The sequence below is a fragment of the Rhizobium sp. NPDC090279 genome, from assembly GCF_044769665.1.
In the GTDB taxonomy this organism is placed as follows: domain Bacteria; phylum Pseudomonadota; class Alphaproteobacteria; order Rhizobiales; family Rhizobiaceae; genus Rhizobium.
Genome location: NZ_JBIVYI010000001.1, coordinates 479,422 through 499,247, shown reverse-complemented (window position 1 = coordinate 499,247; position 19,826 = coordinate 479,422). Strand labels below are relative to the sequence as shown.

General features: G+C 61.5%; 19 protein-coding genes. 3 read left to right on the top strand and 16 right to left on the bottom strand.

Annotated features, from left to right (window positions below; genetic code table 11):
- Positions 1-2 precede the first annotated feature (2 nt).
- The 14 genes from ACIQWP_RS02285 to pcaD form a co-directional block, all read right to left on the bottom strand.
- On the bottom strand, positions 3-833 hold the full coding sequence (locus ACIQWP_RS02285; RefSeq protein WP_402781719.1) for an MBL fold metallo-hydrolase: 831 nt from the start codon (positions 831-833) through the stop codon (positions 3-5).
- Between the two features lie 306 nt (positions 834-1,139).
- Complete coding sequence (locus ACIQWP_RS02280; protein WP_402782708.1) at positions 1,140-1,667, bottom strand: winged helix DNA-binding protein; 528 nt, start codon at positions 1,665-1,667, stop codon at positions 1,140-1,142.
- Between the two features lie 85 nt (positions 1,668-1,752).
- Positions 1,753-5,406, bottom strand: coding sequence for a hydantoinase B/oxoprolinase family protein (locus ACIQWP_RS02275; protein WP_402782706.1), 3,654 nt, complete (start codon positions 5,404-5,406; stop codon positions 1,753-1,755).
- A 224-nt stretch (positions 5,407-5,630) separates the two neighbouring features.
- Entirely contained in the window at positions 5,631-6,317 is a 687-nt protein-coding gene (locus ACIQWP_RS02270) for an alpha/beta hydrolase (protein WP_402781716.1), read from the bottom strand.
- A gap of 167 nt (positions 6,318-6,484) precedes the next feature.
- Entirely contained in the window at positions 6,485-7,201 is a 717-nt protein-coding gene (locus ACIQWP_RS02265; RefSeq protein ID WP_402781713.1) for an ABC transporter ATP-binding protein, read from the bottom strand.
- Positions 7,182-7,946 (bottom strand): ABC transporter ATP-binding protein, encoded by a 765-nt coding sequence (locus ACIQWP_RS02260; RefSeq protein WP_402781710.1) that lies wholly within the window; start codon positions 7,944-7,946, stop codon positions 7,182-7,184. The genes ACIQWP_RS02265 and ACIQWP_RS02260 overlap by 20 nt, the downstream gene beginning before the upstream one ends.
- On the bottom strand, positions 7,943-8,947 hold the full coding sequence (locus tag ACIQWP_RS02255; RefSeq protein ID WP_402781707.1) for a branched-chain amino acid ABC transporter permease: 1,005 nt from the start codon (positions 8,945-8,947) through the stop codon (positions 7,943-7,945). Before ACIQWP_RS02255 ends, ACIQWP_RS02260 begins: the two co-directional genes overlap by 4 nt.
- 1 nt (position 8,948) lies before the next feature.
- Positions 8,949-9,812 carry a branched-chain amino acid ABC transporter permease gene (locus tag ACIQWP_RS02250; RefSeq protein WP_402781704.1) on the bottom strand — a complete coding sequence of 288 codons (864 nt, stop codon included), beginning with the start codon at positions 9,810-9,812 and terminating at the stop codon, positions 8,949-8,951.
- Between the two features lie 92 nt (positions 9,813-9,904).
- The gene (locus ACIQWP_RS02245) at positions 9,905-11,077 is read right to left on the bottom strand and encodes an ABC transporter substrate-binding protein (RefSeq protein WP_402781701.1); all 1,173 of its coding nucleotides are present in this window, start codon (positions 11,075-11,077) and stop codon (positions 9,905-9,907) included.
- 144 nt (positions 11,078-11,221) lie between these two features.
- Entirely contained in the window at positions 11,222-12,274 is a 1,053-nt protein-coding gene (locus ACIQWP_RS02240) for a 3-carboxy-cis,cis-muconate cycloisomerase (RefSeq protein WP_402781698.1), read from the bottom strand.
- 3 nt (positions 12,275-12,277) lie between these two features.
- On the bottom strand, positions 12,278-12,892 hold the full coding sequence (gene pcaG / locus ACIQWP_RS02235; protein ID WP_402781695.1) for a protocatechuate 3,4-dioxygenase subunit alpha: 615 nt from the start codon (positions 12,890-12,892) through the stop codon (positions 12,278-12,280).
- Positions 12,892-13,641, bottom strand: coding sequence for a protocatechuate 3,4-dioxygenase subunit beta (pcaH, locus tag ACIQWP_RS02230; protein WP_402781692.1), 750 nt, complete (start codon positions 13,639-13,641; stop codon positions 12,892-12,894). Before pcaH ends, pcaG begins: the two co-directional genes overlap by 1 nt.
- 12 nt (positions 13,642-13,653) lie before the next feature.
- Complete coding sequence (gene pcaC / locus ACIQWP_RS02225; RefSeq protein ID WP_402781689.1) at positions 13,654-14,058, bottom strand: 4-carboxymuconolactone decarboxylase; 405 nt, start codon at positions 14,056-14,058, stop codon at positions 13,654-13,656.
- Positions 14,055-14,864, bottom strand: a complete 810-nt coding sequence (gene pcaD, locus ACIQWP_RS02220; protein WP_402781686.1) for a 3-oxoadipate enol-lactonase — start codon at positions 14,862-14,864, stop codon at positions 14,055-14,057. The genes pcaC and pcaD overlap by 4 nt, the downstream gene beginning before the upstream one ends.
- Before the next feature lie 94 nt (positions 14,865-14,958).
- Here pcaD and pcaQ point away from each other — a divergent pair, with 94 nt between their 5' ends.
- Positions 14,959-15,885 carry a pca operon transcription factor PcaQ gene (gene pcaQ, locus ACIQWP_RS02215; protein ID WP_402781683.1) on the top strand — a complete coding sequence of 309 codons (927 nt, stop codon included), beginning with the start codon at positions 14,959-14,961 and terminating at the stop codon, positions 15,883-15,885.
- A 7-nt stretch (positions 15,886-15,892) separates the two neighbouring features.
- On the opposite strand, the gene pobA is transcribed toward pcaQ, so the two are convergent.
- Positions 15,893-17,065, bottom strand: a complete 1,173-nt coding sequence (gene pobA, locus ACIQWP_RS02210) for a 4-hydroxybenzoate 3-monooxygenase (RefSeq protein ID WP_402781680.1) — start codon at positions 17,063-17,065, stop codon at positions 15,893-15,895.
- 112 nt (positions 17,066-17,177) lie between these two features.
- Here pobA and ACIQWP_RS02205 point away from each other — a divergent pair, with 112 nt between their 5' ends.
- Entirely contained in the window at positions 17,178-18,065 is an 888-nt protein-coding gene (locus ACIQWP_RS02205) for a helix-turn-helix domain-containing protein (protein WP_402781677.1), read from the top strand.
- A gap of 3 nt (positions 18,066-18,068) precedes the next feature.
- Here the strand turns inward: ACIQWP_RS02205 and ACIQWP_RS02200 are convergent, their stop codons facing one another.
- Entirely contained in the window at positions 18,069-18,824 is a 756-nt protein-coding gene (locus tag ACIQWP_RS02200; RefSeq protein ID WP_402781673.1) for an IclR family transcriptional regulator, read from the bottom strand.
- Between the two features lie 131 nt (positions 18,825-18,955).
- Between ACIQWP_RS02200 and ACIQWP_RS02195 the strand changes: the two genes are divergently transcribed.
- Positions 18,956-19,816, top strand: a complete 861-nt coding sequence (locus ACIQWP_RS02195) for a CoA transferase subunit A (protein ID WP_402781670.1) — start codon at positions 18,956-18,958, stop codon at positions 19,814-19,816.
- Positions 19,817-19,826: the final 10 nt, after the last annotated feature.

Below are 19,826 nucleotides of genomic sequence, written 5' to 3'. Positions count from 1 at the left end.
TCTTAAAGCTGCAGCGACTGCCCGTCGAAGGCGAAGAATGCGCCGGGGAAGCTCTTTTGCGCTTCGCGCTGCATGTCGTCCAGCTCGCGATCCGTGCGGCCGGGCGCGTGGTGGAACAGGGCAAGCCGTTTGGCGCCTGCCTTCTTGGCGAGCTTGATACCCTCCTGCCATGTGGAATGGCCGAAGCCGAGATATTTCTGCATCTCCGCTTCGAGATAGGTCGCATCGTAAATGACAAGATCGGCATCGGCCATCAAGGCGAGCGCCGCCTCATCGAGCTTGCCCGCCACATGCTCTGTGTCATAGACCATGGCAATCACCCGGCCCGACCATTCGATGCGATAGCCGATGCAACCGCCCGGATGGTTCAGCTTGGTCGTGTGCATCACGATGCCGGGATGCGGCTTCAACGTGTCGCCGGCAGCGAAATCGCGAAAGCTCATCGCGGCACGACAGATGTCGGGTTCGACGGGAAACCATGGCGGCCGCATGAACTGGCCGATCAGCTGCCGGGTCGTTGTCTTTCCGGCGAGATGGCCCGACCAGAGATCGACGCTGACACGCGGATCATAGATGGCGTTGAAGAAAGGCAAACCGATGATGTGGTCGTAATGCGAGTGGGTAAAGAAGAGATCGATATTGCGGACCTCGTCTTTGGCAAGGGATGCCGCGGCTTCGCGCAAACCGGTCCCGGCGTCGAATAGGATATGCCTGCCGTCATGCCGTAACTCAATGCACGACGTATTGCCGCCGTATCGCTCAAATTCCGGTCCCGATACGGGGATGCTCCCCCGCACGCCCCAAAACTTCAGCTCAAAACTATCGTTGTTCATGGAAGTTCTTACACCATTCCCCTTTTCGGTCAAAAAAAGCACACTTTTGCTATCGTGCGAAGCCAACAATTTCCAAAAGTCGTGCAGTGGTAAAAACTGGATCTCATCGGTCAGCCGACGCAGATCGTTCGACGGATAGCCGTCAACGGATCGCACAGATCTAATATAGGTACGAAATGACAGAATAGATAAGAGGCGGGGATTTGCGTGCGGCCCCGATCGCCCGAACTATATTAGCTCGCAACGAAAAACGAAGCTTAGAGCGAACCAAGAAGATTTGGGAGAAGCTTGGTTCCGGCCTCTATGCTACAGTGTGGCGGCCGATCGTGCGGCCTGCTCGTAGTAGCCGGACAGGGCCCTGAGATGCGAGGCGATATCGGAGAGGCCATCCTGCGAGAGACCGGACACCTTGGTCGCCTCCACCAGTAGCCGTTCGCGAATTTCGGTATAGCGCTTCAACGCGTCCAGACCCTTGTCGGTCACCCGGATCGTCTTTTCCTTGCCGGCCTTGCCGCTTTTGACGAGCCCCCCGGCCTCGAGCTTCTTGATGGCGTAATTCGCCACATGCGTATCCTCGATGTCGAGGACGAGGCAGAGATCGGCGAGTGTCTTCGGTCGGTCGCGGTGCCGCACCGAATGAATGATCAGGATCTCGATCGGCGAAAGGCCGGGCACGCCGGCCGCGGCCATACAGCGGACCAACCACCGGTTGAAGGCATGCGAAAAGAGGATCGACCCGTATTCCAGCTCCGAGAGAGCGGGCGAACTGCCTCCCGCAAGATGGGCCGACGATACGATCAGTTCGCGCCGTTTGCTCTTTTCCTCGGACGTCACCTGAAAACTCCTTCGAACCGGATCAAGGCCCTGCAGATTCGACAGGCCGAGCGGTTCATTGCCGCTCGGCTTTAGCATCACATTTCTATTCGTCCCGCTTTCCGTAGCCGCCGCCTGTGGGGGTGACCACGATGAAGGCCTCACCCGCCTCGAGCACGGTGTGTGCCGAGCCGATCAGCTCTTCGCTCGTGCCATCGTTGCGGCGAACGTAGTTGCGGCCGGTCTGGCCTGCTTCACCGCCCTTGACGCCGAAGGGCGCCACGCGCCGATGGCCCGAAAGGACGGCGAATTCCAGCTTTTCACGGGTGCGGATAGTGCGCTGTGTGCCATTGCCGGCGTTCCACTTGCCGCGTCCGCCCGAATTCGGACGAATATGGAAATCCTCCAGCACGACCGGGAAACGCGTCTCGAGGATCTCGGGATCGGTCAGGCGCGAGTTGGTCATGTGCGTGTGGACCGCATCGGCACCATTGAAGCCCGGCCCCGCCGGCGCGCCCGAGCAGATCGTCTCGTAATATTGATAGGCGTCGTTGCCGAAGGTGAGATTGTTCATCGTTCCTTGCGCTGCGGCAAGCGCCTCGACCGCGCCGAACAGGCAATTGGTCACGGCCTGACTGACCTCGACATTGCCGGCGACGACGGCGGCCGGATATTTCGGCGTCAGCATCGTGCCTTCGGGAATGACGATCCGGATCGGCCTTAGGCAACCGGCATTCATTGGAATATCGGCCTCGACCAGAACGCGGAAGACATAGAGCACGGCGGCCCGCGTCACCGGCTGCGGCGCGTTGAAATTGTCGGCGCGCTGCTCCGACGTGCCGGTGAAATCGACCGTGGCTTCGCGCTCGTCCTTGTCGATCGAAATCTTGACGACGATCTTGCAGCCCTGATCCATTTCATAGCTGAACTCGCCATCCGGCAGGCGGTCGAGAACGCGGCGCACGCTTTCGGCGGCATTGTCCTGGACATGCCCCATATAGGCGTCGACCACGTCTTCCCCGAAGTGGACAATCATCTTCTTCAGCTCGGCGACGCCCTTTTCATTGGCGGCGACCTGCGCCTTCAGGTCGTTGACGTTCTGGGCAAGCGTGCGCACGGGATAGCGGGCGCCGGTCAAAAGATTCGCCAGTTCCGCCTCGCAGAACCGCCCGCGATCGAGCAGCTTGAAATTGTCGATATAGACGCCTTCTTCCTCGATATGGGTGGCAAGCGGCGACATCGATCCCGGCGAAATGCCGCCGATATCGGCATGATGACCGCGGCTGGCGACCCAGAAGCGGATCTTCTGGCCGGCTTCGTCGAATACCGGAGTGCAGACCGTGAGATCGGGCAGATGCGTGCCGCCATTGTAGGGCGCGTTGATGAGGAAGACGTCGCCTGGATGAATGACGGCGTTTTCACGGATCGCGGTTGCGACGGACGCATCCATCGAGCCCAGATGAACCGGCATATGCGGCGCGTTGGCGACCAGATTGCCTTCCGCATCGAAGACGGCGCAGGAAAAATCCAGCCGCTCCTTGATGTTGACGGAATAGGCGGTGTTCTGCAGCGTCATGCCCATCTGCTCGGCGATCGACATGAAGAGATTGTTGAAGATCTCCAGCATGACAGGATCGGCCTTGGTGCCGATGGCATTGCGCTCCGGCAGCGCCTTGATGCGCTTGAGGACGATATGATCCTTGGCCGTCAGCTGCGCCTGCCAGCCGTCTTCGATGACGATCGTCTGGTTCGGCTCGATGATGATGGCCGGGCCGCTGACGGTCTGGCCGGGCACAATCGCCTGGCGCAGCACGACGGCCGCATCGTGGCTCTCGCCACCGGAATAGAAAGCTGTACGTCTTGCCGCGTTAGCCTCGCCTTCGGCAGCCCCTTCGAGCTCGACCGCAATGTCAGCGGCCGCGCCGCCGATGGTTTCGATTTCCACGGCCTCGACCACCAAAGGCTTGTCTTCCGCAACGAAGCCGAAGCGGCGCTTGTGCAACGCCTCGAACTGGCTGCGCAGCCGCGCGGGATCATCGATCTCGGGGAAGGTCGTCTCGACCGCCAGCAAGGTGTCGGTGCCGGCATAGCGGATATGCGCACGCTGAACCGTCTTGATTGCGCTTGCGGGGACACCCTGCGCCTCCAACTCGGGCACGCATTCACCGCGTAGTTCGATGCCGAGCGCAGCAATGGCCGACGGTGCGGCATCATCAAGGGAAACACCAAGTGCTTTCTGGCGCGTGGCCCTGATATCGGCAAGCCCCATGCCATAGGCGGAAAGAAGGCCGGACATCGGATGCAGCAGGATACTCTTCATGCCAAGCGCATCGGCGACCAGGCAGGCATGTTGTCCGCCGGCGCCGCCAAAGCAGTTCAGCGCATAACGCGTCACGTCATAGCCGCGCTGGACCGAGATCTTCTTGATCGCCTCGACCATGTTGGCGACGGCGATGCGGATAAAGCCGTCAGCCACGTCTTCCGGGCTGCGACCATCGCCGATTTCGGCCGCGAGTGCTGCAAACTTGCCGCGCACCGTTTCGACATCGAGCGGCTGATCCTGGTTGGGGCCGAAGATGGAGGGAAAGAATTCCGGCAGAAGCTTGCCGGCCATCACGTTAGCGTCGGTCACCGCCAATGGGCCACCGTTGCGGTAGCAGGCTGGCCCCGGAAAGGCACCAGCCGAATCCGGACCGACGCGGAAGCGGTCGCCATCGAAATGCAGGATCGAGCCGCCACCGGCGGCCACGGTATGGATCAGCATCATCGGCGCGCGCACACGCACGCCGGCCACTTCCGTTTCAAAGGCGCGCTCGTATTCACCGTCGAAATGCGCAACATCCGTCGAGGTGCCGCCCATGTCGAAGCCGATGACATTGGTAAAGCCCGCCTGCTCACCCGTCTTCGCCAGGCCGACCACGCCGCCGGCGGGACCGGAGAGGATGGCGTCCTTGCCCTGGAACATATCGGCGGCCGTCAATCCGCCCGATGACATCATGAACATGACGCGCGCGCCTGTGCGCTCGACATCAAGCTCATCGCAGACTTGGCCGATATAACGGCCGAGTACCGGCGAGAGATAGGCGTCGATGACAGCCGTATCGCCGCGGCCGACGAGCTTGATGAGCGGCGAGACCTCATGGCTGACGGAGACCTGCTCGAAGCCAACGGATCTGGCGATCTTGGCGACGGCAGCTTCATGGCTGGGGAATTTATAGGCATGCATGAAGACGATGGCGACAGAGCGATAACCTTTCGCAAGCAGGTCGCGGAGCGACGCTTCGGCCGTCTTCTCGTCCAGGGCAAGCTCGACGGTGCCGTCGGCAAGCACCCGTTCCTCGATCTCGACGACGTCTTCGTAAAGCGCTTCCGGCTTCACGATCTCGGTCGCGAAGATCTTCTTGCGCTCCTGATAGCCGATGCGCAGCGCATCGCGGAAACCCTTCGTCGTCACGAGAGCGAGGCGTTCGCCCTTGCGCTCGAGCAGCGCGTTGGTCGCGACCGTCGTGCCCATGCGGACCTCGCCGATGGCACCTTCGGGAACCGGCTCACCCTTGCCGAGGCCAAGATGGAGACGGATGCCATGAACGGCCGCATCGCGATAGGCCTCGGGATTTTCCGACAGAACCTTGCGGGCATGGAGAGCGCCAGACGGATCGCGCCCGACAACGTCGGTGAAGGTGCCGCCGCGATCGATCCAGAAATCCCAATGACCCGAAATGTTCTCCGACAAACCAGCCTCCAGCAGCACTGCGCCCATAACGATGATAATATATCGATAAATCGTCAACGTTTTGTCGTCAACATGAATCGAGAACTATATCCTCGCAAGCTGGATTTGGCTGCGTATCGGCACGCAAAGCGCGCTGACACAGTTCGGCAAACAGGATACGCCCGGTTTGCCCGGGCGAATGCACAATCCACCGCTGCGACGAAAGCCACGCTTCCGTCGCGCTTGCGGTTAAACGATGCCTCGCAGATGTCTCAGCTTCTTGCCGCCTCGGCAATCAAGGCGGCCACTTCAGCGGGATGCGACGCGAGGGACGCATGGCTTGCATCGAGCTCGGTCTGTTTGATCGGCTTCATGCGCGCCGCCATCATCCTCTCGTTGTCCGGATGGATCATGCGATCCGCCGTGGAAACCTGGTAATAGCAGGGCTTCCTTTTCCAGGCGGGATCGGAGACGGTGTCGCCGAACGTGCTGCCGAGCGGCGCTTTCTGTGTCACGGCCATGACCAGAGCCTCATCTTCCGTCAGATCCTGGCAAAAGCTCTGCCGAAACTTGTCCGGCTTGATCCAGAGATAGCCGTCGCTATCCGGAGCGATGTTTTCGAAGGCAGCGGGAGGCTTTGCCTGGCTGATGCCGCCGGCGCTCTCGCCGGCATCCGGCGCAAAGGCGGCGATATAGACCAGAGCCTTCACGTTCGGCAGATCACCCATTTCGGTAATGACCTTGCCGCCGTAGGAATGACCGACAAGGACGACCGGGCCAGGGATCTGTTTGACCATCTGGCGCGTACGCGCAGCGTCATTTGCGAGGGATGTCAACGGATTCTCGACCGCATGCAGATCGGTATAGCCGAGCCGGTTCAGCTCAAGAATGGCCTTCGACCAATGCGCCGCGCCGCCCCAGAACCCATGCACCAACACGATAGCAGGTTTATCAGGCATCTCTTCCTCCCAAGATTTAAGGACAAGTCTTCCCTGTATCTGCATCGGTCGAGGCGCTGGCATCGTATCATGCCTTCGGTCACGCCATGCGTCTTCAGACTACGATCCAGAGCCCGAACGATAGGCGCCCGTCCGTGAAAGCGTCAACTTGTTTATGGATGCTCGAACTAATGCAGGCCGCCGACGCCGAGCAGGCGCTCGACCGCGTGATGATCCCTGGCGAGCGCCTCGGGCGTGCCCTTCCAGGCAAGCCGGCCGCGCTCCAGAATGATGACGTCGCTGGCGAAATCCAGTGCGCTCTGGATGCGCTGCTCGACGAGCAGGATCGTCATGTCGCCCGATTTGGCAAGCTTGGCGAAGGCGGCCATCAGCTCCTCGCAGATGACGGGAGCAAGCCCCTCCAGCGGCTCGTCGAGAAGCAGGACGGAGGGACGGCCGAGGATCGTGCGGGCGGTCGACAGCATCTGCTGTTCGCCGCCGGAAAGCTGGCCGCCGAGGTTCTTCCGGCGCTCCTGCAGGCGCGGGAACATGTCGTAAGCCTCCTGTATCGCGCTCTTCGGCCGTCCTTTCAGCCCGACGGAAAGATTTTCCTCCACCGTCAGCGTCGGGAAGACGTCGCGCGTCTGCGGCACGTAGCCGAGGCCCTGATGGGCGCGTCTGGCGCTCGGCAGGCCGGCAATCTCGGCCGAACCCAGCCGGATGCGGCCGTCGTAGCGGCGGGTCTGGCCGGCAAGCGTTGCCAGCAGCGTACTTTTACCCATGCCGTTACGGCCGAGCACGGCAAGCCGGCCACCGGCAGGCACCGCGAAGGAAACGCCTTCCAGCACCCGCGTCGGCCCGTAACCGGCCGACAGATTTTCGACTTCAAGCGGCGTGGCCGGCATTGGCGTAGCTCCCGAGATAGGCTTCGCGCACACGCGCATCCTGCGTCACGTCTTTCGGCGACCCGTCGAAAATGATCGTGCCGGCGGCCAGCACCACGACGCGCTTGGCGAACCGGAAGACGAGATCCATGTCGTGCTCGATCATCAGCACGGCGAGATCATCAGGCAGATCGGCGAGCGCCTGCTCGATACGGCCGGTATCGCTTTGCGGCACTCCGGCGGCGGGTTCATCGAGCAGCAGCACCTTCGGCTTCAGGGCCATCGCGACGGCGATCTCCAAAAGCCGTTGCTGGCCATAAGCGATCTCGCTGACCTTGCGGTGCGCCAGGCTGGCAAGACCGAGCGTACCGAGCAATTCCTCGGTCTCGGCCATGACATCGCGCATGGCAAGGAAGTTGCCGAACATGCGGCCGGAGCGGCCCGTGCGTTGCAGCACCGCCATCCCCACATGCTCGGCCGGCGTCATGTCCTGAAACAGCCGGGTCACCTGGAACGAGCGCACCAGACCGCGACGGACCCGGCCGATGGCATCGACCTTGTTGACGTTATGGTCCGCAATGCGGACCTCACCGGAATCCGCCGGCAGGTTGCCTGTCACGAGATTGACGAAGCTGGTCTTGCCGGCGCCGTTCGGGCCGATCAGAGCGACGCGGTCGCCCGGCGCCATCGACAGGCTGACATTGTTGGTCACCGTCAGGCCGCCGAATGCCTTTTTCAGATTGCTGACCTCGAAAATCGCGCTCATGTCCGCGCCTCCCTGCGGCGGGCGACATAGGCGGCAGCGGTGCCGTAGATACCCTTCGGCGCGAACAGAACGACGAGGATCAACAGCGCGCCGACGATCGTCAGCCAGTGGAAGGGATTGGCGGCGGAGACGTAATCCTCGAACAGCATGAAGATCAGCGTGCCGACGAGCGCACCGAACAGGGAACCGGTGCCGCCGAGCACGAGCATGACGAGCGCCTCCGCCGATTGGGTGAAGGACAGGCTGTCGAGACCGACGACCTGCGTCGAAATTGCAGTCAGCGCCCCGCCAACGCCGGCAACGGCGCCGGAAATCATATACATCTTGATAAGCGCCATCTTTGGCGATGCACCCATCGCGCGGATGCGCAGCGGGTCCTGACGAACACCACGGCAAAGCATGCCGAAAGGCGAGCGCACGAGGATGCGCAGCAATACAAGCGTAACGATCAGCAGCGCTACGCCATAGATGTAGGCCGTATGGCCATAGAGATCGAACTCGAAAGTGCCGAACAGCGGATCAGCCGATATGCCCGACAATCCGTCGCTGCCGCCCGTCCAGCTCGATGCCTTGTTGGCGAATTCGTGGAAGAGATAGACCAGCGCGATCGACAGCACGAGCTGCGGCAGCCCGTGCGCTCTTAGGATAACGACGCCACAGATCAGCCCGGCAATAGCTCCGGCGACAATGCCCGCAAGCGTCATCAGCAGGGGATCGTTGATGCCGTAGTGGGCTGATGCGATGCCGGCCGCATAGGCGCCGGCGCCGAACAGCGCCGCATGACCAAGGGTCGCCACGCCGCAATAGCCGGTGACGAGATCGAGCGACAGCACGAGAAGCGCGATCGCGATCAGACGGGTGAGAAGCGCAAGGTTATCCGGAAACAGCAGGTAGCCGACGGCCGCCACGACGATGATGACCGCAACCGCGATCAAATCCTGCCCGAGTGTACGATGTCTTGTCACGGTCGGCGCGGCCTCTCTTTCAAGGATCAAAGCCATGTTACTTCATTCTCCCGGCAAAGCCGCGCGGGAAGACGCAGACGATGGCGATGACGGCCAGATAGAAGAAGAACTCCCCATATTCCGGCATGAGGTAGCGGCCGGTCGTGTCGATGCAGCCGAGGATCAGACAAGCAAGCAATGCGCCGGAAATGGAGCCGGCGCCACCGACCGAGACGACGACGAGGAAAGTCACCATATAGCGCAGGGCATAATAGGGTTCGACGGGCAGAAGCTCCGCACCCACGACACCGCCGAACGCGGCAAGCCCGACCGCGATGGCGAAACTGACAGCGTAGACGATTTCGGTACGGACACCAAGAGCCGCCGCCATCGAGGCATTGTCGACGGAGGCGCGCAGCTTGACGCCGAACGATGTCTTCTCGATCGTGTACCAAAGCGCCAAAGCAACGATGAGGCCACAGACGATCGCGAAGATGCGATGCGTGCCGATGGTCCGAAAGCCGAGATCGACCGAACCTTGCAGGGCCCCCGGCAGCGGTATGGTCTTCAGGGTCGGGCCGAAGACATAGTTGGCGATACCGATGATGCAGAAGGTGATGCCGATCGTCATCAGCACCTGCGTCAGTTCCGGTGCGCCGTAGATGCGACGATAGAGCAGCCGTTCGATCGGGATGGAGATGATGACTGTCCCGACCACGGCGAGCAGCACGGCCGCACCGTAACCAAGGCCCAGATCGCGCGCCGCATAGGAAGCGATATAGCCGCCGATCATGGCGAAGGCGCCGTGGGCAAGATTGACGACGCGCATCAGCCCCATGGTGACGGAGAGGCCGATCGAGATGACGAACAGCACCATGCCGTAAGCGAGGGCATCGACTGCTATGCTGAGCACGGTTTGCATTAATATCGCTGGTCCGGTTGTTGTGGCGCGACCGCTGCCATCATGCACCTGAACGGAATCTTCCGCTCAGGTGCAAAAGGGTCGGAAGTGCCTTACTTCGCCGCGGCAAGGCCGGGATCGCCCTGCTTCTCGAAGGTCTGGATTTCCTTGTTGTAGTACTTGCCATCGCTGCCCTTGGCGACTTCGCGCAGATAGATGTTCTGCGTGATGTGCCGGCTTTCCGGATCGATGGTGACGGGGCCGCGCGGACTGACCCAGGACAGACCCTTCACGGCATCGACGGCCTTCTGCGCGTCCTGCTTGCCGCCGGTCGCCTCGATCATCTTGTAGATGACATGCATGCCGTCGAAGGCGCCGACAGCCGGGAAGGTCAGTTCGGCTGGATTGCCGATCGCCTTGTCGGCGGCGGCAACGAAGGCCTTGTTTTCCGCTGAGTCATGCGAAATCGCGTAGTGGAAGGTCGTCTGCATGCCGAGTGCCGCGTCACCAAGGGCCGGCAGATCGGATTCTTGCGTGAGGTCGCCGGGCGCGAACAGCTTGATGCCGGCCGACTTCAGGCCGTTTTCATTGTACGCCTTGACGAAGCCGAGCGTCGTCGGGCCGGAGGGCAGGAAGGCGAAGACGCCCTGTGCGCCCGAATCCTTGATGCGCTGCATGATCGGGCTGAAGTCGTTGGTCGACAGCGGCATACGGATCGCCTGCACCACCTCGCCGCCCTGCTTCTCGAAACCGGCCTTGAAGGCATTTTCGGCATCGACACCAGGACCATAATCGCTGACGACGGAGATGACCTTCTTCACGCCGGCATCATAGGCAACCTTGGCGATCGGCGTCGAGGTCTGCCAGGTGGTAAAGGAGGTGCGCACGACGAGCGGGCTCTTGGTGACGATCGCCGAGGTCGCGGCATTGAAGATCACCATCGGCACATTGGCCTGCTTGAGGATCGGCGTCACAGCCATCGCGTCTGGGGTGAAATAGAAGCCGGCGAGATACTGGACCTTCTCTTTGACGACGAGTTCCTGGGCCAGCGCCTTCGACTGGGCGGGATCGGCCTGCGGCACGTCGCGATAGATCACCTCCACCTCGTCATTGCCGACCTTCTTGCCGTTGACGGCCATATAGGCGTCGATGCCGGCCTTGAAATTCTTGCCCTGAAGGGCGAACGGACCGGAAAACGGACCGATGACCCCGACCTTGATGGTGTCTGCATAGGCAGCGCCGCCAAGAGCAACAACCGCGATGGCGGCCAAGATAAACCGTTTCATTTTTCTCCTCCCGGCAGCCGTTTTTCGAACCGCCCTTGATCGTCTAGATCTTGATCATCACCAATTTCTCATAGGAAATGGTGATGTAAAATGAAATAAAGCCTTATATTCGTACTTATTTGGTTATGGATTCCGGCTGATACTCTATTCCGCTACCGCTCCCAGGCGCCTGATCATGCCGACCAATTGCAGCGCATGGCGCAGCGATGCCGCCGTTGCCACCACCATGGGCGGCAACAGCAACCATTCCAATGTCCAGGCAGCACCGGAGCGCTCCTGTTCGTGTACGAGCGAATGATGAATGCCTGAAAGCTGCACGGCGTTGAAGCGGGCAAGCGTGACCAGCGTTTCGGCCGCCACCGGATTCTGCTTGTGCGGCATCGCAGAGGAACCGCCGCCGCCTGTAAGCTCGATCTCGTCGCCGGCTTGCGCCAGAAGAGCGATATCCTGGCCGATCTTGCCGAGACTGCCGGAGATCATGGAGAGCAGCCCGGCCAGCTCGGCAACGCGCGCCCTCTGGCTTTGCCATTGCAGCTCGTCCGTCAGGCCGAGCGCCTGTGCGAGCGAGCTCCGGACCTCAGCCGCCTTCGGCCCGAATTTTTCCAGCGTGCCGGCGGCACCGCCGAACTGCAGCGGGAAGGTCTCCTGCGTCAGCCGATCCCGATATTGATCCAGAGGATGGCGCCATGCCCGCAGCCGATCGGACACTGTAATCGCGATCGCGGCCTGCATCCGGGTGCGGCCCATGAGCCTGTTCGACCCGAAACCCTCGTCCAGCTTGGAAAGAGCGGACGATACTGCGAAGAGACGGCCGCCAAGGATAAAGGTGGCAGCCTTCAACCGCATCATCAGGCTGGTATCGATGACGTCCTGACTGGTGGCGCCGAAATGCACATGCTTGTCCGCATCCCCGCCGACCGCCTTGCGCAACTGTCTGACAAGATCCGGCACGACGACGCCGTCGGACGCCGTTGCCGTCGCCAGACTTTGCAGGTCGGGCTCGAAATCCGTGCAGACATCTGCGATATGCGCGGCCGCGGCCTGCGGGATCAACCCGTGCTGCGCCTCGACCTTGGCAAGCGCCGCTTCAAAGGCGAGCATCGCGCGGATATCGACCTTGGCCGAGAAATACGCCGCGATCTCCTCGTCACCGAGAAGACCCGACAGGAATGGATGGTCGAAGGGTGAAACGCTCATGGTCTATATATCGAGGAAAACCGTTTCTTTGTCGCCCTGCAAATGTATATCGAAGGTGTAGGCGGAGCCTTGCTTGACACCGACGAGCGTTGCGACGCGATCCCTGTGCTCGATGCGCGCAAGCAAGGGGTCCTCGGCGTTGGCGGCAGCCTCTTCCGGGAAATACATACGCGTGTGCAGGCCGATATTGATGCCGCGCGCCACGACCCAGAAGGTGATGTGCGGTGCCATCTTGCGGCCGTCCTTAAAGGGAACGCGGCCCGGCTTGATCGTCTCGAAGCGGAAAACGCCGTCGGCCGAATTGGTCGGGCAACGCCCCCAGCCGGTAAAATTCAGATCGGCTGTGCCGCGCAGTTCCGAGGGGCTGTTGTAAAGCCCGGCGCTGTCGGCCTGCCAGATCTCGAGGACCGCATCCTTGACCGGCGCTCCCGCGCCATCGAGCACCCTGCCGGTCACCGTGATGCGCTCGCCGAGCGTCTTGTCGTTGACCATGACGGAGCCGAGATCGGTTTCATAGACGCCGTCGATCTCGCTGTAGTTCGGCGTCAGGCCGATGTGGACATAGGGCCCTGCCGTCTGCGACGGCGTTTCCTTGAGATAGCCGAGTTCCTGTACCATCAGTTGCCCTCCAGCCGGTTTTCGAACAGGGTCGAACGGCGACCGCGTAGCACGATATCGAATTTATAGGCACGCGCATCCATCGGGATCGTATTGCCCCAGTCGAGCGGCGCGATCAGCTGCTCTATAGCCTGCTTGTCGGGGATGGTCCCGACGATCGGACATTTCCAGATCATCGGATCGCCCTCGAAATACATTTGCGTGATCAGCCGCTGCGCAAAGCCGTGACCGAAGACGGAGAAGTGAATATGCGCGGGCCGCCAGTCGTTGACGCCATTGGGCCAGGGATAGGCGCCGGGACGGATGGTGCGGAAGGCATAATAGCCTTCGTCATCGGTGATCGCCCGGCCGCAGCCGCCGAAGTTCGGGTCGATGGCCGCGAGATAGGTTTCCTTCTTATGGCGGTAGCGCCCGCCGGCATTGGCCTGCCAGAATTCGAGCAGCGCGCCCGGCACCGGCCGGCCGCGCTCGTCAAGCACGCGACCATGGACGATGATCCGCTCGCCGATGGCGCTCTCGCCCGGCTTTGCGAAGTTGTGGATCAGGTCGTTGTCCAGTTCATTGAGTATGGAGTGACCGAAGACCGGTCCGGTGATCTCCGAAATCGTGCCGTCGAGCGAGAGCAGCGCCCGCTGCGGCGAGCGCAGAACGGAAGTCTTGTAGCCGGGCGCGAAAGCTGGCGGATGCCAGGCGCGATCCCTGGCGAAAAAGGCGCCCGTTTCGGGCTTGCTATTGCTTCTATCGGACATGTCTGCCTCGCTTCAAGCCGCCCTTTCGGCGTCCATCTGTTCAAAAACCTGCTTGGCGATCTTGATCGCATGGTTGGCGGCCGGCACGCCGGCATAGATCGCCACATGCAAAAGCGCCTCGCAAATATCGTCGCGCGTTGCGCCGGTATTGCTTGTGGCGCGCACGTGCATCGCTACTTCGTCGTCCTGACCGAGCGCGGCAAGCAGCGCGATCGTCACGATAGACCGCTCACGACGGCTGAGCGTCGGGCGCGACCAGACGTGCCCCCAGGCCGCCTCGGTGATCAACTCCTGAAAAGGCTGGTCGAATTCCGTCACCCCTTGCTGGGCACGATCGACATGGCCGTCACCGAGAACGGCACGGCGCGTCGCCATGCCCTGCAGATAGCGCTCGGAGGGCGTGGTGGTGTCATTCATGGGGCTTGTTCTCCACGCAGGACGACGTCGATGAAGGCACGGATGACTTCGGTCAACGCCTCGGGTTGTTCGACGCAGGGAATGTGGCCCGCGTCCTTGATGACTTCATAGCGCGCATTTGGAATGAGCTTGGCCATCGACAGCACCAGCTCCGGCGGCGTGGAGCCATCCTGATCGCCGACGATGCAGATGGTGGGAACCGCGATCTTGGCCGCGGCGTCGGTCAGATCGGCATCGCGAAGGGCGGCGCAGGTCGCGGCATAGCCTGTGGCCGGTTGGCGGATCAGCATGTTGCAGTAACCGGCGAAGGCAATATTTTCCGGACGGCGGAAGGCCGGTGTGAACCAACGCTCCATGACGGCATCAAGGATGGATTCGATGCCGTCGGCCTCGACCTTCGCGATGCGGGCGTTCCAGCTGTCGGCCGTGCCGATCTTGTGGGCGGTGTCGCACAGGATCAATGCACGTACCAGATCCGGGCGCCGCTGATAGAGCGACTGCGCGATCAGCCCGCCGACCGATAGACCGCAAATCATGGCATTCTTGACCGAGAGAAAATCGAGCAGGCCGGCAAGATCGGTGGCATGATCTTCGATGGAATAGGGCATCTGGCCGACATCCGAGAGGCCATGGCCGCGCTTGTCGTAGAGCACAATGGCGAAATCGCCGGCCAGCCGCACGATCACGTCGCGCCAGATCCGGAAATCGGTGCCGAGCGAATTGGCAAATACAAGAACCGGCTTGTCGGCGGGGCCGCCAATGATCTGATAGTGGATCGTAACGTCGTTGATGCGGGCAAACTGCACTGGAAATCTCCTCGGAGGCGAGATTGGAACTATAATTTGGTTAGGTAAAATGATATTTCCTTGCTCTACGATAACTCCATGGTTATGAGTGAGCATGCTCGACGCACGCATCAAGTTCCGCCATCTGCAGACCTTTGTCGAGGTTGCGCGTCAGAAAAGCGTGGTCAAGGCAGCCGGCCTGCTGAATATCAGCCAGCCGGCCGTGACGAAGACGATCCGGGAGCTGGAAGAGGCGCTCGGCGTCGACGTCTTCGAACGCGAAGGACGCGGCATCCGCATCACCCGCTATGGCGAGGTGTTTCTGCGCCATGCCGGCGCCGCGTTGACGGCGCTCCGACAGGGGCTGGACTCTGTCTCGCAGGAACGCTCCGGCGAAGCGCCGGCGATCCGCGTCGGCGCGTTGCCGACGGTCTCGACGCGGATCATGCCGCGGGCGATGGACCTGTTTCTCCGCGAGGAGACCTGGAGCCGCATCAAGATCGTGACAGGCGAAAACGCTGTGCTGTTGGAGCAGCTGCGTGTCGGCGACCTCGACCTCGTCGTCGGCCGGCTGGCAAGCCCCGACAAGATGACCGGCTTTTCCTTCGAGCATCTCTATTCCGAGCAGGTAGTCTTTGCGGTCAGGGCCGATCATCCGCTGCTTTCGGCGGAACAGTCGCCGTTTTCCGATCTCAGCCATTACACGCTCCTGATGCCGACGCGCGGCTCCATCATCCGCCCCTTCGTCGAGAGCTTTCTGATCGCCAATGGGGCCGGCGGGCTGCCCAACCAGATCGAAACCGTTTCGGACTCGTTCGGCCGCGCCTTCGTTCGCGCCAGCGATGCCATCTGGATCATTTCGGCCGGCGTCGTTGCCGGCGATGTCGATGACGGGCTGCTGGCTCTGCTGCCGATCGACACCAGCGAGACGAAAGGGCCAGTCGGGCTGACCATGCGCACCGACGCCATCCCCACCCTGCCCTTGTCGATCCTGATGCAGACGATCCGCGAAGCGGCGAACGAGGTCGCCAAAAAGCTCTAGGACCAGCTCAGAACGGAAGACCGACATAGTTTTCGGCAAGCGCGGTCGATGCGGCGCGCGAATGGGTGAGATAATCGAGCTCGGCTTCCTGGATCTTCTGGTCGAAATCATTGGTATCCGGGAAGCGGTGCATCATCGTCGTCATCCACCAGGAGAACCGCACGGCCTTCCAGACCCGGGCGAGAGCGCGGACGGAATAGGCGTCAAGCCCGGCATTCGAGCGATCCCGATAGTGTTCGGCAAGCCCGGAGAATAGATAATGCACGTCGCTCGCCGCCAGATTGAGCCCCTTGGCGCCGGTCGGCGGCACGATATGGGCGGCATCGCCGACGAGAAACAGACGGCCGAAGCGCATGGGTTCGGCGACGAAGGAGCGCAGGGGTGCGATCGATTTCTCGAAGGATGGTGCGGTGAGCAGGGCTTCGGCATGATGGACCGGCAGGCGCCGGCGTAATTCGTCCCAGAAACGGTCGTCGCTCCAGTCCTCGATCTTCTCGTCGAGCGGACACTGGATATAGTAGCGGCTGCGGGTCGTCGAGCGCATCGAGCACAATGCAAAACCACGCGGATGGTTGGCATAGATCAATTCGTGATTGACCGGCGCCACTTCCGCCAGCACGCCGAGCCAGCCGAAGGGATAGACCTTCTCGAAACTGCGGATCGATTTTTCCGGAACCGATTTGCGGCTGACGCCGTGAAAGCCGTCGCAGCCGCTAATAAAATCGCAATCGATGCGATGGGAAACACCATCCTTCTCGTAGGTCAGATAGGGCGCGTCGCCGTCGAAGCCGTTCGGCTGGACATTGGACGCGCTGTAGATGGTCGGCGCGCCGCTTTCCTCGCGGCGGGCCATCAGATCGCGGGTCATCTCCGTCTGGCCGTAGATGACGACCCGCTTGCCGCCTGTGAGACCATGAAGGTCGATGCGATGATCGCGGCCGTCGAAAGCGAGCGAGAAACCATCATGCGGCAAGCCCTCCGCATGCAGCCGTGCGCTCGATTTCGCCGCGTCCAGCAGCCGGACGGTGCCCTCCTCCAGAACGCCGGCGCGCACGCGACCGAGAATGTAATCCTTGCCGACCCGGTCAAGGATGACGTTGTCGATGCCGGCCTCCGTCAGCAGCTGGCCAAGCAGCAGCCCGGATGGCCCCGCACCGATAATGGCGACTTGAGTGCGCATCGTCTCCTCCCATGTGTGATCTTCATTCAAGTCTCTTCGGCGCATCGCCGATCCGCAATGGACATTTCGGTCATGAAATTGCACAAATCGAACATGGTGACGGAGGAAAGCCATGACGAAGAATGTGCCGACCTACGAGCTCTACGGTGAAAATACCGGCCGAAAGCCGGATTTCTGGCTGCATTGCGAGACGATTCCATCGCGCAGCAGCCTCCATCACTGGGAGATCCACCCACATCGGCACGAGAGCTTCTTCCAGATCTTGTACATAGATGCCGGCTCCGGCGATGCGGTCTTCGACGGAACCAGCCATGCAATCGTACCGCCCGCCGTCATCACGGTGCCGCCGCACCTCAATCACGGCTTCCGGTTTTCGCGAGACATAGACGGTTTCGTCATCACGGTGCTGATATCTCACCTGAAGGCCTCTCCCGGCGATCGCAGCCGGCTGGGAACATGGCTTGCCGATCCGCATCTGACCCTGCTCGACACCCGCAACGAAGACGCGGCTCACGTCGCGAGCACGCTAAAGCGTCTGGGCGAAGAATTCGCCAGCCACCGCAATGGCCGCAACGACCTGCTCGACGCCTATCTGACCTCGGCCTTGCTTCTGACGGCGCGCATTGCCCAAAGAGCAGATGAAGGATCAAGCCCGAGCGATGAGAGCGAACGCCGGATGGAGATGCTGCAGGGCCTGATCCAGCGGCACTTCCGCTCGCACAAACCAGCCGCCTTCTATGCCGAAAGCCTCGGCATCTCGCCGGCCCATCTTAGCCGAATCGTGCGCAGCCGGACGGGGCACGGCGTGCATGAGTTGATTACCCGCAAACTGCTCGACGAAGCCAAGCGTGAACTGGTCTTCACCTTCGCGACCGTCCAGGAGATCAGCTATCGCCTTGGCTTCGCCGACCCGGCCTATTTCTCCCGCTTCTTCGTCAAGCAGGCCGGCCAGACACCCCGCACCTGGCGCATCGAGGAGCGAGAGAGGCTGGGGATGTAGCTGCTAGGGCAGCACTAGCCGCAGCGCCTTCTGCGTTTCCTTCAGCAGCGGCAGGAATCGCTCCACCATTTCGGCAGCGGCGACATAGGCGGCCGGCGCGCCGATATTGATCGCCGCCACGATCTTGCCGTGGTCGTTCTCGATCGGAACGGCGATGGAGCAAAGGCCGATTTCCAGTTCCTGGTCGATGAGAGCATAGCCCTGCGCCCTCACCCGCTGGAATTCGAGCATCAGCTCCTCCGGATCTGTCTTGGTGTTCGGCGTATTCGCCTTGAGATCGGTCCGCGCAAGAACGGCGCGCGCCTCGCTCTCCGGTAATGACGCTAGCAGGACGCGGCCCATGGAGGCACAGAAGGCCGGAAGGCGGCTGCCGGGCGTCAGGTTGATCGACATCACCCGGCGCTGCGAGGCGCGGGCGATATAGACGACCTCGGTTCCATCAAGCACCGAAGCCGAAGCATTCTGGCCTGCCCGCTCGGACAATAGATCGAGGTGCGGCTGGATGATGATCGGCAGGGGCGTCGCCGCGAGATAAGCATGACCGAGCCGCAGGACCTTCGGCGTCAAGGTGAAGAATTTTCCGTCGTAAACGGCATAGCCGAGCTCGGAGAGCGTCAGCAGGGAGCGGCGCACAGTGGCGCGGTCGAGCCCGGTCAGCTTCGAGGCTTCTGCGATCGTCAGGCGCTGTCGCGTTTCGCCGAAGGCTTCGATGACTTTCAGGCCCTTGGCAAAGCCGCTGACGAAATCGGTCTCTCGCATCTCGCTCTCCAGATTTGCGATAATTTTGTGCGATATATGAACAAATGTCAAATATCGCACAAAATTATTGACGGCCAGAGGTTGAAGGCGCTTATTGACGGCAACAGGACAGCATTTGTTGAGGAGGCCTTATGGCAAAGATTCTATCGCTTTCGCAGGCGGTGGCGGAGAATGTGCGGGATGGCGATACGGTCGCCATGGAAGGGTTTACTCACCTCATTCCCTATGCAGCCGGCCACGAAGTCATCCGCCAGGGCAAGAAGGATCTCTACCTGATCCGCATGACGCCGGACATTCTCTATGACCAGTTGATCGGCGTCGGCGCGGCCCGGGGCATGAAATTCTCCTGGGGCGGCAATCCCGGCGTCGGCTCGCTCCATCGCTTCCGCGATGCCGTCGAGAACCAGTGGCCGCGACCGCTTGAGATCGAAGAACATTCGCATGCCGCCATGGCCAATGCTTATGAGGCAGGTGCTGCGAACTTGCCGTTCGCCATGCTGCGCGGCTATATCGGCGCCGACCTGCCGAAGGTCAATCCGAACATCAAGAGCGTGACCTGCCCGTTCACCGGCGAAGTGCTGGCGGCCGTCCCGGCGATCCGGCCCGACGTTTCAATCATCCACGCGCTGCGGGCCGACCGGAAGGGCAATGTGCTGCTCGAAGGCATCGTCGGCGTGCAGAAGGAAGCGGTGCTTGCCGCCAAGCGCTCGATCGTCACGGTCGAGGAAATTGTCGACGAGCTGAAGCCGTCCTCGCCCAATTCCGTGGTGCTGCCAACCTGGGCGGTCACGGCAGTCGCGATCGTGCCGGGCGGAGCCTTCCCATCCTATGCGCAGGGCTACTACAAGCGTTCCAACGCCTTCTATATCGCCTGGGACGAAATCGCCCGCGATCGTGACAGCTTTCTGGCCTGGATCGACCAGCATGTGATGAAGGCCGACCCTGAGGACTTTGCCAAATATGCCGGCAAGACGCCGGCCAAGTCGGCGTAAGGAGGTCAAG

Coding starts and splice junctions, on each gene's coding strand:
- ACIQWP_RS02285 (WP_402781719.1), bottom strand. CDS start 833: ATGAACAACGATAGTTTTGAGCTGAAGTTTTGGGGCGTGCGGGGGAGC.
- ACIQWP_RS02275 (WP_402782706.1), bottom strand. CDS start 5,406: ATGGGCGCAGTGCTGCTGGAGGCTGGTTTGTCGGAGAACATTTCGGGT.
- ACIQWP_RS02270 (WP_402781716.1), bottom strand. CDS start 6,317: ATGCCTGATAAACCTGCTATCGTGTTGGTGCATGGGTTCTGGGGCGGC.
- ACIQWP_RS02265 (WP_402781713.1), bottom strand. CDS start 7,201: ATGCCGGCCACGCCGCTTGAAGTCGAAAATCTGTCGGCCGGTTACGGG.
- ACIQWP_RS02260 (WP_402781710.1), bottom strand. CDS start 7,946: ATGAGCGCGATTTTCGAGGTCAGCAATCTGAAAAAGGCATTCGGCGGC.
- ACIQWP_RS02255 (WP_402781707.1), bottom strand. CDS start 8,947: ATGGCTTTGATCCTTGAAAGAGAGGCCGCGCCGACCGTGACAAGACAT.
- ACIQWP_RS02250 (WP_402781704.1), bottom strand. CDS start 9,812: ATGCAAACCGTGCTCAGCATAGCAGTCGATGCCCTCGCTTACGGCATG.
- ACIQWP_RS02245 (WP_402781701.1), bottom strand. CDS start 11,077: ATGAAACGGTTTATCTTGGCCGCCATCGCGGTTGTTGCTCTTGGCGGC.
- ACIQWP_RS02240 (WP_402781698.1), bottom strand. CDS start 12,274: ATGAGCGTTTCACCCTTCGACCATCCATTCCTGTCGGGTCTTCTCGGT.
- pcaG (WP_402781695.1), bottom strand. CDS start 12,892: ATGGTACAGGAACTCGGCTATCTCAAGGAAACGCCGTCGCAGACGGCA.
- pcaH (WP_402781692.1), bottom strand. CDS start 13,641: ATGTCCGATAGAAGCAATAGCAAGCCCGAAACGGGCGCCTTTTTCGCC.
- pcaC (WP_402781689.1), bottom strand. CDS start 14,058: ATGAATGACACCACCACGCCCTCCGAGCGCTATCTGCAGGGCATGGCG.
- pcaQ (WP_402781683.1), top strand. CDS start 14,959: ATGCTCGACGCACGCATCAAGTTCCGCCATCTGCAGACCTTTGTCGAG.
- pobA (WP_402781680.1), bottom strand. CDS start 17,065: ATGCGCACTCAAGTCGCCATTATCGGTGCGGGGCCATCCGGGCTGCTG.
- ACIQWP_RS02205 (WP_402781677.1), top strand. CDS start 17,178: ATGACGAAGAATGTGCCGACCTACGAGCTCTACGGTGAAAATACCGGC.
- ACIQWP_RS02200 (WP_402781673.1), bottom strand. CDS start 18,824: ATGCGAGAGACCGATTTCGTCAGCGGCTTTGCCAAGGGCCTGAAAGTC.
- ACIQWP_RS02195 (WP_402781670.1), top strand. CDS start 18,956: ATGGCAAAGATTCTATCGCTTTCGCAGGCGGTGGCGGAGAATGTGCGG.